The following is a 13860-nucleotide window of genomic DNA, read 5'->3' on the forward strand; positions in this document are numbered from 1 at the left end:
GCGCCGGGCCCCGACCCGCAGTACCCCCCTCGACAGCCCGTGCCGTCGTGGCCGTGCACGGCGCGGCCATTATGGTGGTCCTCTGCGTACGAACGAAGGGGCAGTAGTGAACGACGGCGGTGGGGTCTCCGGAACCGGAGACCAGGGGAGGCAGTTCGGCCCGCTCGGCATGGCCTTGGTGATCATTCCGACCTACAACGAGGCGGAGAACATCCAGTCCATCGTCGGCCGTGTCCGCGTGGCCGTGCCCGAGGCGCACATCCTCGTCGCCGACGACAACAGCCCCGACGGCACCGGCAAGATCGCCGATGAGCTCGCGGCCGACGACGAGCATGTCCACGTACTGCACCGCAAGGGCAAGGAAGGCCTGGGCGCGGCCTATCTCGCGGGCTTCCAGTGGGGCCTGGACCACGACTACGGCGTGCTCGTGGAGATGGACGCCGACGGCTCCCACCAGCCCGAGGAACTGCCCAGGCTGCTCACCGCGCTCAAGGGCGCCGACCTCGTGCTCGGCTCGCGCTGGGTGCCGGGCGGGCGGATCGTGAACTGGCCCAAGTACCGCGAGATGATCTCCCGCGGCGGCAGTACGTACTCCCGGCTGATGCTCGACGTGCCGATCCGTGACGTCACGGGCGGCTACCGCGCCTTCCGCCGCGAGACCCTGCAAGGCATCGGCCTCAGCGAGGTCGCCTCGCAGGGCTACTGCTTCCAGGTCGACCTCGCGCGCCGGGCGATCAAGTCGGGCTACCACGTCGTCGAGGTGCCGATCACCTTCGTCGAGCGGGAGCTCGGTGACAGCAAGATGAGCCAGGACATCGTCGCCGAGGCGCTGTGGCGTGTCACGGCGTGGGGTGTGGGGGAGCGTGTGGGCCGCGTGGGCCGCGTGCTGGGCCGCAAGGACGCCGCGGGAGCGCAGGAGCCTCCCAGGGCTCCCGGGACGCCCTGACCTCTCCGGTCGCCTCCGTCGCGTCGGCTGCTTGTCGATCAACCCCTTTATGCCGGTCTGAGCCGGGCCCAGGCACACTGGAGCCATGACGACTGGCGCATCGCCCACCCGACCCGCCCGGCCCCGGCGCTCACGCGTCCTGAGGTTCCTGCCGCTCGGCATCGCCGCCTGGCTGGTCCTGGAGATCTGGCTGCTCACCGTGGTGGCGGGCGCCGCAAGCGGGCTCACGGTGTTCCTGCTGCTCGTGGCCGGTGTGGTGCTCGGCGGCATGGTCATCAAGCACGCCGGGCGCCGGGCGTTCCGCGAGCTCAGCGAGGCCGTGCAACAGCAGCAGAGCGGCCTCGCGCCCCACCCCTCCGAGCGCGGCGGCGGCAACGCCCTGACGATGCTGGGCGGCCTCCTGATCATCCTGCCGGGGCTGATCTCCGACGCCCTCGGACTGCTCCTGCTCGTGCCGCCCATCCAGAAGGCCGTCAGTCGTACGGCCGAGAAGACCTTCGAGCGCAAGGTCCGCGAGGCCGCCGCCCGGAGCGGGCAGGGCGGCTTCGGGGAGGCCTTCCAGCAGGCGCGCATGCACCGCCCGGACGGCAAGGTCGTCCAGGGCGAGGTCATCAGGGACGACGAGCGCCCTGCCCGCGGCCCGCACCCGGACGACCCGCAGCTTCCGCCGCGCTGAGCGGTCACCGAGGCTGAGCGGTCACCGAGCAGGCTGAGCTGAGCCGGTCGCCGAGAGCTGTTCAGGGGCAGGCCGCCCGCAGGCGGCCTGCCCCTGAACAGCACGAAGGCCGGGGCCCCCGCTGAGCGGGGGCCCCGGCCTTCGTGTGCGGTGTTGTTCGGATCGCCGTGGTGATCAGTTCGCCGTCAGGCGGACTTGCGGCTGTCCCGCGGATGCACCGCGATGTTCATGGCTCCTGACCGGAGAACCGCGAGGCGCTCCTCCAGGACCTCCTCGAGTTCTTCTCGAGTACGGCGCTCCATGAGCATGTCCCAGTGCGTACGCGCGGGCTTGCCCTTCTTCTCCTCAGGTCCATCGCCGTCTACGAGGAGTGCCTGGGCCCCGCAGACCTTGCACTCCCACTCCGGCGGGATTTCTGCCTCTACCGAGAAGGGCATCTCAAAACGATGTCCGTTCTGGCATGCGTACTCCACGGCCTGGCGCGGGGCCAAGTCGATGCCGCGGTCGGTCTCGTAGCTGGTCACCACGAGGCGCGTGCCGCGAAGAGCTCGCTCACTCATGAATTGTGCCTCCCGGGCTTGTCGCCCACAGGACAGGTGTCGCTGTCGTCGTCATCCGGTCAACGTCCGGTCGGCGGTAAAGATTCCCGTTCAGGGTCATGCGTCGCCGTCGTATGCCGCCCCTTGTTGTACCCACCAGCGCCCGGTATGTCACATCTGACAGAGGATGTCACCCTGCGTTTCTCAATCTTGAGCGCGCAGTAACGGTCCGCCTGGTAAGCCAAACGCGTACACTACCGCCCTTTGGCTTCAGTTGCTAAATCCTGTCGGGTACGGGATTTCCCGCGTCGCGGATCGCGCGCCGTACGGGTACCCGCGCGAGCAGCACGAAACCGATCACGAAGAAGGCCACCAGCGAGACGATCGCGTCGCGGTAGCTCCCCGTGAGCTGGTACGTCAGACCGAAGATCAGCGGTCCGAGCCAGGCCATGCCGCGATCGCTGATCTCGTACGCGGAGAAGTACTCGGCCTCCTTGCCCGCGGGCACCAGATGCGAGAACAGGGACCGCGAGAGGGCCTGCGAACCCCCGAGCACCAGACCGATCCCCGCCGCGAGCACGAAGAACCACGCCGGCGCGCCCGCGGGCAGGAAGAACCCGGCCCCGATCGTGACCGTCCAGGCGACGAGCGAGCCGAGGATGGTGCGCTTGGCGCCGTACTTGCGTGCGAGACGCCCCATGGCGAGCGCCCCCGCCACCGCGAGCACCTGTACGAGCAGGACCGCCACGATCAGTGTGGACTGCCCGAGGCCCAGCTCCTCGGAGCCGTAGACGGAGGCCTGGGAGATCACCGTCTGCACGCCGTCGTTGTAGACGAGATAGGCGAGCAGGAAGGACAGCATGTGCGGATGGCGGCGCATGTCGCGCACCGTCGACGCCAGCTGCCGCCAGCCGCGTGCCGACGCCTGTGACGCCTGTGGCAGCTGTGAGGTCTGGGAGGCCGGCACCCCGCGATCCCGCAGCCGCCGCAGCGGTACGAGGGAGAAGGCGCCCCACCACACGCCCGCCGACGCCAGGCAGATGCGCACGGCCGTCGACTCCGAGACCCCGAAGGAGTCATGGGCCAGGAACAGGACCAGATTCGCCACCAGGACGAGCGCGCCCGACGCGTAACCGAACGCCCAGCCGCGCGAGGAGACCGCGTCACGCTCCGGGGGTGTGGCGATCTGCGGCAGATAGGAGTTGTAGAGCACCATCGAGACGGCCAGCGAGGCGTTGGCGACGATCAGCAGGAAGCCGCCGAGGAGATAGCGGTCGCCGTCCAGGAAGAACATCCCGGCCGTCGCCGCGGCCCCCAGATAGGCGGCCGTCGCGAGCAGCGGCTTCTTGCGGCCGGTGCGATCGGCGGCGGCGCCCGCGAGCGGCATGACGAAGACCGACAGGATCACCGAGGCCGACACCGCGTACGCGAAGAAGGATCCGGCGCTGATCGGTATGCCGAGCGGGCGGACGTATCCGTCGCCGTCCGCGGCCGACTTGGCGATCTCCGTCAGGTACGGGCCCAGGAACACGGTCAGGACGCTCGTCGAGTAGACCGAGCACGCCCAGTCGTACATGTACCAGCCGCGCTGCTCGCGCCTGCGCTCCGCGGCGCTCTCGTCGGCCGATGGCGTTGCCCGCACGGTGTCGGTGCCCACCCGTGCCCCCTCGCTGGTCCCCGTGGTCCGCTGCCGCCCCGGAGGCGGTCAGGCCCAGGCTCCCCGGTCCTTCAGCACTTCGCGCAGCGTCTCGATGTGATCAGAGATGATGCCATCTACACCGAGATCGAGGAGAGCGGCCATCCGCGCCGCGTCATTGACCGTCCAGACGTGCACGTGCAGCCCGCGCGCGTGGGCCGCGCGCACGAAGCGGTGGTCCACCACCCGGATCCGGCCGTGCGTCTCGGGCACCTGTGCGCACACCGCGGAGCGGCGCACGGCGGCGGGGACGCCGAGCGAGCTCATCCGCAGCGCCGCCACACCCCGGGTGCCGTACGAGGTCGCCAGGCGCGGGCCCGCGAGCCGCTGGGCCCGTGCGACGCGGGCCTCGGAGAACGAGCCGACGCACACGCGGTCCCACGCGCCGGTGCGGCGCAGCAGGTCGAGGAGCGGGAGCAGGGCGGGCTCGGCCTTGACGTCGATGTTCCAGCGGACGTCGGGGAACGTCTCCAGGAGCTCTTCGAAGAGGGGCACCGGCTCGCTGCCCGCCACGCGCGCGTGGCGCACGGCGCTCCAGGGGAGATCGGCGATCAGCCCGGCTGTGTCCGTCACCCGGTCGAGCGTCGCGTCGTGGAAGGCCACGAGGCGGCCGTCCGACGTGGCGTGCACGTCCGTCTCGATGTAGCGGTACCCCAGGTCGACCGCGCGCCGGAACGCGGCGGCGGTGTTCTCCAGGCCGTCCGCCGCCCCGCCGCGGTGGGCGAAGGCGAGCGGGCCGGGATGGTCGAGATAGGGATGACGTACGCGTGGGGTCACGGCTGCAGTATTGCCTGCTCCGGTCGACCGTCGGTGGTCGCCTGCTCCGGTTGACCGCCGGCGGCCACGGTGCCACCGGCGGACGGCGCGGGGACGGCGAAGAAGCGCAGGAAGAACTGGGCCAGCGGGCCGATCGCCAGCGCGTACAGGACCGTACCGACGCCCACCGTGCCGCCGAAGGCGAAGCCGGTGGCGACCACCGCCACTTCGACCAGCGTCCGCATCAGGCGGATCGAGCGGCCGGTGCGCTGGTGCAGACCCGTCATCAGACCGTCGCGCGGCCCGGGGCCGAACTTCGCCGAGATGTAGAGCCCGGTCGCCGCTCCGTTCAGGACGATCCCCGCCACGAGGAGCGGGATGCGGGCGCCGAGCGCGTGCGCGTCCGGCAGCAGGGCGAGGGTGGCGTCCATCGCCAGGCCGACGACGAAGACGTTGGACACGGTGCCGAGGCCGGGGCGCTGGCGCAGCGGGATCCACAGGAGCAGCACGGCGGCGCCGATGAAGATCGAGACGACGCCGATGGACATCCCGGTCAGCTCGGCGAGGCCCTGGTGCAGCACGTTCCAGGGTTCGAGGCCGAGGCCGGACACCACAAGGAGCCCTGAGCTCGCGCCGTACAGCGCCAGGCCGGCGTACAGCTGGATCAGCCTGCGCGTGAGGTGCGTCCTCGGCGTCCTCGGCACCCTCGGCGTAATCGAAGGGCTCGGTGGCTTCGGCGTGGACAAGGTGTGCCCCCTATTGGTGATGTGGCCTGACGCATGACACTCTGTGGCTCGTAACGGGATACCAACCATGGCCAATTCCAGGAAGGTGGACTGGGAATCATGGCTCAGTGGACTTCGGCGGTGGGCGCCACACAGCTCGCCCGGCTGCTCACCTCTCAGCAGACGCGCCCCGCGGGCCCCGGCACGCGCCGCCCGCCCGCCTACCGCGCACTCGCCGACGGCGTCCGCATGCTCGTCCTCGAAGGCCGCGTCCCGGTCGCCGCGCGGCTGCCCGCGGAGCGCGAACTTGCCCAGTCCCTCGCCGTCAGCCGCACCACGGTCGCCGCCGCGTACGAGGCGCTGCGCACCGAAGGCTTCCTGGAGTCCCGCCGGGGCGCGGGCAGTTGGACCGCCGTCCCGGCCGGGAACCCGCTCCCCGCGCGCGGTCTCGAACCGCTGCCGCCCGAGGCGCTCGGTTCCATGATCGACCTGGGCTGCGCCGCGCTGCCCGCACCCGAGCCCTGGCTCACCCGTGCCGTGCAGGGTGCCCTGGAGGAGCTGCCTCCGTACGCGCACACCCACGGCGACTTTCCGGCCGGTCTGCCCGCACTTCGCCAGATGATCGCCGAGCGCTACACCGCGCGCGGCATCCCGACCATGCCCGAACAGATCATGGTCACGACCGGGGCGATGGGCGCCATCGACGCGATCTGCCATCTGTTCGCGCCGCGCGGCGAACGCATCGCCGTCGAGTCCCCCTCGTACGCCAACATCCTCCAGCTCATGCGCGAGACGGGCGCCCGGCTCGTCCCCGTCGCCATGTCCGAGGGGCTCGGCGGCTGGGACATGGACCGCTGGCGGCAGGTCCTGCGCGACGCGGCGCCCCGCCTGGCCTATGTGGTCGCGGACTTCCACAACCCCACGGGCGCGCTCGCGGACGAGGACCGGCGGCGAGGGCTCGTCGACGCCGCGCGCTCCGCGGGAACGGTCGTCGTGGTCGACGAGACGATGATCGAGCTGCAACTCGACGACGACCTGTCGATGCCGCGCCCTGTCTGCGGCTTCGACCCCGCCGGCTCGACCGTCATCACCGTCGGTTCGGCCAGCAAGGCCTTCTGGGCGGGCATGCGCATCGGCTGGGTGCGGGCCGCGCCGGACGTGATCCGGAGCCTGGTCTCGGCACGGGCGTACGCCGACCTGGGCACCCCCGTCCTGGAACAGCTCGCCGTGAACTGGCTGCTGAGTACCGGCGGCTGGGAGTCGGCCGTGCGGGTGCGCAGAGAGCAGGCCCGCGAGAACCGCGACGCCCTGGTCGCCGCCGTCCGCCGCGAACTGCCCGGCTGGGAGTTCGCGGTACCGGCGGGAGGACTGACCCTGTGGGCCCGGGCCGGCGGCCTCTCCGGCTCCCGCCTCGCCGAGGTGGGCGAGCGAGTGGGGGTCAGGGTCCCGTCGGGGCCGCGCTTCGGCGTGGACGGAGCCTTCGAGGGGTATGTGCGACTGCCGTTCACCGTGGGCGGGGCGGTGGCCGAGGAGGCGGCGGTACGCCTCGCGGCGGCCGCGCGCCTGGTGGAGACGGGGGCGGCGGGGGGCGTGGAGACGCCGCGGGCTTTCGTGGCGTAGATCTTCGTGAAAGCGCCCGGGCCCCCGAGGTGGGGGTGGGGTGCGGGATGCGCCGCGAGTCTTGGGGCCCCCTGGTCTCAGCCCTCGGCCGGCACGGGCTGCGGCGGCGTGCGGGGTTCCGTCACCGTGGTGTCGGACTCGGGGTCCGCGGCGCTCTCCGGGGCGATGACGGCTTCGGCCTCGACGCCGGTGCCGGTGCCGGGTTCGGGGGCGGCCGGGGTGTTCCGCGCGGGCAGCAGGTCCGTCACCGCCTGCCGGTGCGCCTCGCTCGTGGCGTCGTCGTACGGATCTGGCGTCGCGGGCACCTGGAGCCGGTGCACCTGACCCGTGCCGAGCCGGGCGTAGCCGCGGCCGGGCGGGACGTCGGACGTGGGCGTCGTGCGGGGCGGCACGCCGAGGATGTCCTCGATCTGGTCGGGCGTCGTGGGGCCGAGGACCACGCGCGCGCGGGTGTGCTGGAGCACGGGGTCGCTCAGGGCGTCCAGGCTGTCGAACTGGTCGGCCACGACGACCGTGACGCCCGCCGCCCTGCCGTGCCGCAGCGGCACCTGGAGCAGCGACTGCGGGTCCTTGCGTCCGTCGGCTGCCGCCAGATGACCGAGCACGCTGGGACGGTCGAGGAGGATCCACAGGGGGCGCTTGGTGTCCTCCGGAGCGGGGTGCCCCGCCTGCCGGGCGCGGTTGGCGGAGATGAGGCGCCGCTCCGTCTCGTGCGCCGCCCACTCCAGGCTCGCCAGGGCTCCGGCGAGCCCGCACTCGATGGCCAGGACGCCGTCGCGCCCGGTCAGGCAGGCGTAGTCGCCGATGCCGCTGCCCTCGATGATCAGGACGTCGCCCTGGAGCAGGGCCTGCAGGGCGATGGAGCGCAGCAGGGTGGTGGTGCCGCTGCCGGGCTCCCCGACCACAAGGAGGTGCGGTTCGGTGGAGCGGGGTCCCGTGCGCCAGACGACGGGGGGCACGTCGCGCTGCTCGTCGCCGTCCGTCACGGGGAGCGTGCGCTGCACACCGGTGGGGTCGGTGAAGCCGAGCACCATCTCTCCGGGGGCCGTGACGAACCGCTGGGCCGCGATGTCGGTGGGCAGCGGGGGCAGCACGTTCACCGTGAGCTGGTTGCCCTCCTCGTCCCACTCGAAGTGGTACTCCCGGCCGCGGCCCGACTTCGCGTGCAGCAACTGCTCGATCCGTGCGCGCGATTCGGCCTCGCCGTCGGTGAAGTACGCGGGGTACTGCACCACCAGATGCGAGATGCGGCCGTTGCCGTCGAACTCGTACGACGTGAGGGCCTTGTCCCACTCGCCGCCGTGCGCGAAGAGCGGCGCGGGGTCCTCGGGGACGGAGAAGTACGGGACGAGCGCTTCGTAGAGGGACTGCAGCCGCTGGGTCTGTGCCTCGTCGGGACCCGTCGGCTCGGGCGCCGTGCGTTCCCTGCCGGTCCACGCGGCGGCCCCCATCAGGCAGATGGCGGCGAGCAGCGGGCCGAAGGGGATGAGGGCCACCACCAGGACGACGGAGGCCACGAGGAACAGCAGTGGCCCGCGCCGGTCCTTGGGGGTGTCTGCCCACTTGCGCCGCCCGGCCCCCGCGAGGCGGCGCAGTCCACGCGTGATCGTGATCAGCGGGTGCAGGACGTCGGTGGCGCTGTCGGCGGCCGACCGGGCGAGTTCCCGGCTCCGGGCGATCGAGGCGGTGCCGTTGCTCAGGATGCGGGGGAGGGGGCGCCGGGCCACGTCAGTCTCCAGATGGTGCGAACGAAGTGCTGCAGGGGGCAGGAGGCGTCAGAACTTGATCCCGCCGAGCAGGCTCGCCAGGCTCGCGCTGCCGGCCTTGATGCTCGGGGCGATGGCGGTACCCGCCATGAAGAAGCCGAAGAGCGCGCAGACCACCGCGTGAGACGCCTTGAGCCCGTCCTTGCGGAAGAACAGGAAGACGATGATGCCGAGCAGCACGACGCCCGAGATGGAAAGGATCATGACGGTTCTCCTGGTTGGTGGGGACAGTCACCATGAGTTGTTCCAGGTTCACAGCATGTATCCATACGATAAAAGGTGCAAATGGGGTAATTTTCTGGAATTTAACCCGAATGGCAGGCCCCGCTGAGCCGCCCGGGCTGCGCGTCCGGCCCCCGTCCGGTTGCCTTGGTGATCTTTGCCGCAGGTGACCCCCGTCATGTGCCCGGACGGGCAGTACCCTGTCGATTCACTCGTACGGCTGCACCGGTCGCCGTACGAGTCGTGCCACCCCGAGTCACCCCGCAGTCGAAAGGCGGTCCCGTCCATGAGTGAAGCCCCCGACCCGGAAGTCGTGGAGCTCGCGACCAAGATCTTCGATCTGGCGCGCCAGGGCGACACCGCGGCTCTCTCCGCCTATGTGGACGCGGGTGTTCCGGCGAACCTCACGAACGACAGCGGCGACTCGCTCGTCATGCTCACCGCCTACCACGGCCACGCGGAGGCGGTCAGGGCCCTCCTGGAGCGGGGCGGTGACCCGAACCGCGCCAACGACCGGGGACAGACGCCGCTCGCGGGGGCCGTCTTCAAGGGCGAGGACGCCGTGATCCGGGCGCTGCTCGACGGCGGCGCGGATCCGGCCGCGGGCACGCCGTCAGCCGTGGACACCGCCCGGATGTTCGCCAAGACGGAGCTGCTCGACCTGTTCGGGACAGCCTGAGCGGGGTACCTGACCAGCAACAACGGGGGCGCTGGAAATGTGGTCGCGGCGGGCGGAACCGCTGGGTCATCATGACGACGTGATTCACGGACGCGACGGCGGGGCAGGAGTTGCCGCACCGCGCGGACCGTGAGCGGCCCGCCCCCCGGACCTCCGTCCGGACCGATGCGGGCCACCGACGAGAGGCAGAGGAAGATGGTCTACAGCAAGCAAGAGACGGCGGGCAGCCCGACGTGTAGGCGCACGGCCAGGTAATTCACGATTCCCGGTTGCGTCGACGCTTGATGTGAGGCTGTTTCCCATGTTCGATCCGGTCATAGCGCCCAGCGGTACGCTGCTCGGCCTGCTGCAGCGGGGCCGCGGCGACGGCACGCTGCACGCACTCACCGCACCCCGATCCGAGGCGCTCGCCGCCCTCGACACCTGCGTGCTCCACGACCCGCGCCACGACTGGCAGGTGGAGAACCGCTCCCTGTACTACGCCAGGCTCTACCTCGACCTCCGCGGCGGACTCGAGGCGATCGAGGGGCACCTCTTCGACCCCGAGGACGTCCTGGACACGGACGACTCCCGTACCGGCCTCGCGCTCGCGGTCCTGGGACACCTCGCCTCGTACGGCAGGCACGACGCCCTCGAACTGCTGCGACGCTATGCGGCGTTCGGCGCCAACTGGGCCTGGGCCCTGGACGAACTGGCGATGCGGGACGACGACGCCGGCCTGCGCGCCCTCGCCGTGCCCGTCCTCGCCAGATTCGACTCGGACGCGCGGGGCGAGGCCGAACTGGCCGCCGCCGTGCGCGACGCCTACGAACCGCGGCCGTGGCGGTTGTGGGAGGAGGACCCGCGCGAGGCCGTCGGCGCCCGGGTACGGGCCGCCCGCGAGCAGGGCTCCTTCGACCGCTGGCAGCGGCAGATGCGGCCGGCGGGACCACGCCCCGGCTGGAGCGTCCGGGCCGTCTTCGACTGGGCGCAGGAAGGGCTCGAACGCGGAGCGGTCCTGCATGTGCCCGCGGCGCGCTGCCTGAGCGCGGTGGCCGGGCCCGACGACCGCGCCGAGATCATCGAGGCCGCCCGCCACGGCTCCGACGGGGCGCGCGGCACGGCCCTGCGCTACCTCGCGGACACCCACGATCCCGAGGTGTTCGACCTGATCGAGCACGCGGTCCAGGACACGTCGCAGACCGTCGTGGACGCCGCCGCCGAGGCCTTCGAGCGGATGCACGGCGTCGCCGCCGTGGAGCGGGCCCGACGCTGGGCCCTGCGGCCCGACGTGCTCGGCGCCGCCGCCGGACGGGTGCTCGCCTGCCGGGGCGGCGCCCACGACAGCAAGCTCGTCCTCGCCGCCCTCCGCGAAGCCGTCCGGGGCGAAGGCCCGGACGCACCCGCCCTCTGGACGCTCGTCGACGGAGCGGGACGGCTCGGCATCGCCTGCGCGGCCCCCGTCCTGCGCCACGTCTACCGCGAGACCGCCTCCTCCCACCTGCGCGGACGCGCCGCCCGCGCGCTCGCCGCCACCGACCCCTCCTTCGCCGCCGGATTCGCCGTCGAATGCCTGTGGGACTGCGAGGAGTCCACCCGCGAGGTCGCCGCACGGCACGCCGAGACCGGCGACGCCCGTGTGGTCACCCAGCTCAGAAGGCTCGCCGCGGACCCCGCCGAGGAGGACGAGGTACAGACCGCGGTACGCAGCAGAATCGACCCCGACGCGGCCGAGGTGTAGCCCCCCGGCACGGCGGAGGCATGGCCGGACGCGCGCAACGGGGGGCGCGCGGCGCGTGCGGAGACGAACGCTCACGGGACGTTCCTCGCCAGGAAAGATCCACGTTGACGCGACCACGCCCCGCGCGAGGACAACACGAATATGCGTGTCGTCATCGTCACCGAATCCTTCCCTCCCGACGTCAACGGCGTGGCGCACTGCGCCCTCCAGACCGCCCGGCAGCTCGCCGCACGCGGCCACGATCCCCTGGTCGTCGCGCCGGCCTCGGCGGCCGGGGCGGACGCCGAGGCCGATGCCGGTGCGCCCTGCCCCGTCATCCGTGTCCCCTCCCTGCCGCTGCCCGGATATCCGCAGGTCAGGGTCGCGCTGCCCAGTCGGCGCCTGTCGGCCGCGCTGAGCGCGCACCGGGCCGACCTCGTCCATCTGGCCAGCCCCTTCGTCCTCGGCGCGCGCGGCGTGGCGGCGGCCGCGCGCCTGGGCGTCCCCGCCGTCGCCGTCTACCAGACGGACCTGGGCGGCTACGCGCGTACGTACCTGGGGACGGGGGAGGCCGCCGCCTGGCGGCGCATCCGTGCCGTCCACGCCGCGGCCGACCTGACCCTTGCCCCCTCGTCGGCCGCGCGGCACGCTCTCGTGGCACACGGGGTGCCACGGGTGCGGCTGTGGCCGCGGGGAGTGGACACCGCCCGGTTCCGGCCCGGACTGCGGGACGAGTCCGTACGCCGGGAACTCGCGCCGCACGGTGAGCTGATCGTCGGCTACGTGGGGCGCCTCGCTCCCGAGAAGCACGTCGAACTCCTTGCCGCGGTGTGCGCGTTGGAGGGCGTACGGGTGGTCGTCGTCGGCGACGGACCGAGCGAAGGGTCCGTACGGGCAGCGCTGCCGGGCGCGGTCATGGCGGGGCGCCGCACCGGCGGCGAGCTCGCGCGGATCTTCGCCTCGCTGGACCTCTTCGTGCACACCGGGCCTTACGAGACGTTCTGCCAGACCGTCCAGGAGGCCATGGCCAGCGGCGTGCCGGTGGTCGCACCCGCCGCCGGAGGGCCCCTCGACCTCGTCGTCCCCGGCCGTACCGGTGTCCTGGTGCCGCCGCGGGACGCCCTCGCGGTACGCGACGCGGTCTGGGCGCTCGCCGCCGATCCGGGGCTGCGTGCCGCGTACGGAAGGGCCGGGCGCGTGGCCGTCGAGGGGCGGACCTGGGAGGCGGCGGGCGAGCGGCTCGTCGGCCATTACGACCGGGTGCTCGCCGCGCGGACGGAGGTGGCGGCGTGAGGGCGGCCGTGTACAGGGAAGCGGCCTACCGCGCGGCGGCCGCGGCGGCAGAGGCGGCGGCTCGCTCCGGGACGCGGGAACCGGCGTCGCTGCGCATCGTGCGGCTCGCCAACTTCGTCACCCCGGAGTCGGGCGGACTGCGCACCGCACTGCGGGAGTTGGGGCGCGGCTACCGGTCGGCCGGGCACGAGCCCGTACTGATCGTGCCGGGCGAGCGGGCCGGGGTCCGGGACACCGACCAGGGGCGCGTCGTGACCCTGCCCGGCACGCTGCTGCCCGGCACCGGCGGCTACCGCGTCCTCACGGACCGGCGCGGGGTGGCCAGGCTCCTCGAAGGCCTCGCGCCCGACCGCATCGAGGTCTCCGACCGTACGACCCTGCGCTGGACCGGCGCGTGGGCACGGCACCGCAGGATTCCGGCCGTGATGGTCTCCCACGAGACGACGGACGGCGTCCTGAGGACCTGGGGCCTGCCCCGGCAGGCAGCCCTGCGCGCGGCCGACGCCCTCAACTCCCGTACGGCGCACGCCTACGCGCGCGTGGTGTGCACCACGGAGTGGGCCGAGCGCGAATTCGTCCGCGTCGGGGCCCGCAATGTCGTCAGGGCGCCGCTCGGCGTCGACCTCGCGGGCCGGCGTCCCGGGCTGCGCGATCCGCGCGTGCGGGAGCGCCACGCGCGCGTGGACGAGGTTCTGCTGCTGCTCTGTTCCCGGCTGTCCGTGGAGAAACGGCCGGGCCTGGCCCTCGACGCCCTGGCGGCGCTCCGTGGCCGGGGTGTGGCGGCGAAACTCGTGGTGGCGGGGGACGGACCGCTGCGCGCCCGCCTTGAACTGCGGGCGCGCGAGCGGCGGTTGCCGGTGACGTTCCTGGGGCACGTCGAGGACCGCGCGGCCCTGGGCGCATTGCAGGCGACGGCCGATGTCTGTCTGGCGCCCGGCCCCTGCGAGACGTTCGGCCTCGCTGCCCTGGAGGCGATGGCGTGCGGTACGCCGGTGGTGGCCGGCGCGGCGTCCGCGCTGCCGGAGATCATCGGCCGGGCGGGCACGGCGGCGGCGCACCACGGCGACGCGTTCGCGTCCGCCGTACAGGCTCTCCTCCTGCGACCCGAACGAGCCCGCAGAGAGACGGCACGCGCACGTGCGGAGTGCTTCGGCTGGGAGGTGGCGGTGGCGGCGTTCCTGGGGGCGCATGAGGCTCCGGCGGTGGGCGCTCGGGGCTCGGGGTGAGGGTGCTGCTCGTGCGC

Annotated in this window: 13 protein-coding genes; 7 read left to right on the top strand and 6 right to left on the bottom strand. The window is 72.6% G+C overall.

Translation table 11 applies throughout. The features are described from left to right. Nucleotides 1-106 precede the first annotated feature (106 nt). Nucleotides 107-946, top strand: coding sequence for a polyprenol monophosphomannose synthase (locus tag IE226_RS32055; RefSeq protein ID WP_190084926.1), 840 nt, complete (start codon nucleotides 107-109; stop codon nucleotides 944-946). A gap of 85 nt (nucleotides 947-1031) precedes the next feature. After that, complete coding sequence (fxsA, locus tag IE226_RS32060; RefSeq protein WP_190084927.1) at nucleotides 1032-1622, top strand: FxsA family membrane protein; 591 nt, start codon at nucleotides 1032-1034, stop codon at nucleotides 1620-1622. 185 nt (nucleotides 1623-1807) lie between these two features. Here the strand turns inward: fxsA and IE226_RS32065 are convergent, their stop codons facing one another. The 4 genes from IE226_RS32065 to yczE form a co-directional block, all read right to left on the bottom strand. Then, nucleotides 1808-2182 carry an RNA polymerase-binding protein RbpA gene (locus tag IE226_RS32065; RefSeq protein WP_030360404.1) on the bottom strand — a complete coding sequence of 125 codons (375 nt, stop codon included), beginning with the start codon at nucleotides 2180-2182 and terminating at the stop codon, nucleotides 1808-1810. Nucleotides 2183-2438: 256 nt separating this feature from the next. Further along, nucleotides 2439-3818, bottom strand: coding sequence for an MFS transporter (locus IE226_RS32070; RefSeq protein WP_190084928.1), 1380 nt, complete (start codon nucleotides 3816-3818; stop codon nucleotides 2439-2441). Nucleotides 3819-3866: 48 nt separating this feature from the next. Next, nucleotides 3867-4634: a glycerophosphodiester phosphodiesterase family protein gene (locus IE226_RS32075; RefSeq protein WP_190084929.1), complete on the bottom strand. Its 768-nt coding sequence runs from the start codon at nucleotides 4632-4634 to the stop codon at nucleotides 3867-3869. After that, nucleotides 4631-5317 (bottom strand): membrane protein YczE, encoded by a 687-nt coding sequence (gene yczE, locus IE226_RS32080; protein WP_229871655.1) that lies wholly within the window; start codon nucleotides 5315-5317, stop codon nucleotides 4631-4633. The genes IE226_RS32075 and yczE overlap by 4 nt, the downstream gene beginning before the upstream one ends. Before the next feature lie 141 nt (nucleotides 5318-5458). On the opposite strand from yczE, the gene IE226_RS32085 reads away from it, so the two are divergent. Continuing rightward, complete coding sequence (locus tag IE226_RS32085) at nucleotides 5459-6958, top strand: SCO1417 family PLP biosynthesis transcription factor (protein ID WP_190084930.1); 1500 nt, start codon at nucleotides 5459-5461, stop codon at nucleotides 6956-6958. A 77-nt stretch (nucleotides 6959-7035) separates the two neighbouring features. Here IE226_RS32085 and IE226_RS32090 read toward each other — a convergent pair whose 3' ends face one another. Beyond that, entirely contained in the window at nucleotides 7036-8685 is a 1650-nt protein-coding gene (locus IE226_RS32090; protein WP_190084931.1) for an ATP-binding protein, read from the bottom strand. A gap of 48 nt (nucleotides 8686-8733) precedes the next feature. Beyond that, on the bottom strand, nucleotides 8734-8928 hold the full coding sequence (locus IE226_RS32095; RefSeq protein WP_160503705.1) for a hypothetical protein: 195 nt from the start codon (nucleotides 8926-8928) through the stop codon (nucleotides 8734-8736). Nucleotides 8929-9232: 304 nt separating this feature from the next. Here IE226_RS32095 and IE226_RS32100 point away from each other — a divergent pair, with 304 nt between their 5' ends. The 4 genes from IE226_RS32100 to IE226_RS32115 all read left to right on the top strand — a co-directional run bounded on the left by IE226_RS32100 (nucleotide 9233) and on the right by IE226_RS32115 (nucleotide 13843). Further along, complete coding sequence (locus tag IE226_RS32100) at nucleotides 9233-9625, top strand: ankyrin repeat domain-containing protein (RefSeq protein WP_190084932.1); 393 nt, start codon at nucleotides 9233-9235, stop codon at nucleotides 9623-9625. A 301-nt stretch (nucleotides 9626-9926) separates the two neighbouring features. Further along, complete coding sequence (locus IE226_RS32105; RefSeq protein WP_190084933.1) at nucleotides 9927-11345, top strand: HEAT repeat domain-containing protein; 1419 nt, start codon at nucleotides 9927-9929, stop codon at nucleotides 11343-11345. Nucleotides 11346-11486: 141 nt separating this feature from the next. After that, nucleotides 11487-12617 (top strand): glycosyltransferase family 4 protein, encoded by a 1131-nt coding sequence (locus tag IE226_RS32110; protein ID WP_190084934.1) that lies wholly within the window; start codon nucleotides 11487-11489, stop codon nucleotides 12615-12617. Between the two features lie 89 nt (nucleotides 12618-12706). Beyond that, complete coding sequence (locus tag IE226_RS32115) at nucleotides 12707-13843, top strand: glycosyltransferase (protein ID WP_229871657.1); 1137 nt, start codon at nucleotides 12707-12709, stop codon at nucleotides 13841-13843. The last annotated feature ends 17 nt before the right edge of the window (nucleotides 13844-13860 follow it).

The sequence above is a fragment of the Streptomyces longisporoflavus genome, assembly GCF_014649775.1.
In the GTDB taxonomy this organism is placed as follows: Bacteria; Actinomycetota; Actinomycetes; order Streptomycetales; family Streptomycetaceae; genus Streptomyces; species Streptomyces longisporoflavus.

Bases quoted from the DNA above. Each gene is read 5' to 3' on its own strand.
- IE226_RS32065 (WP_030360404.1), bottom strand. From the start codon at position 2,182: ATGAGTGAGCGAGCTCTTCGCGGCACGCGCCTCGTGGTGACCAGCTAC.
- IE226_RS32105 (WP_190084933.1), top strand. From the start codon at position 9,927: ATGTTCGATCCGGTCATAGCGCCCAGCGGTACGCTGCTCGGCCTGCTG.
- fxsA (WP_190084927.1), top strand. From the start codon at position 1,032: ATGACGACTGGCGCATCGCCCACCCGACCCGCCCGGCCCCGGCGCTCA.
- IE226_RS32095 (WP_160503705.1), bottom strand. From the start codon at position 8,928: ATGATCCTTTCCATCTCGGGCGTCGTGCTGCTCGGCATCATCGTCTTC.
- IE226_RS32110 (WP_190084934.1), top strand. From the start codon at position 11,487: ATGCGTGTCGTCATCGTCACCGAATCCTTCCCTCCCGACGTCAACGGC.
- IE226_RS32085 (WP_190084930.1), top strand. From the start codon at position 5,459: ATGGCTCAGTGGACTTCGGCGGTGGGCGCCACACAGCTCGCCCGGCTG.
- IE226_RS32100 (WP_190084932.1), top strand. From the start codon at position 9,233: ATGAGTGAAGCCCCCGACCCGGAAGTCGTGGAGCTCGCGACCAAGATC.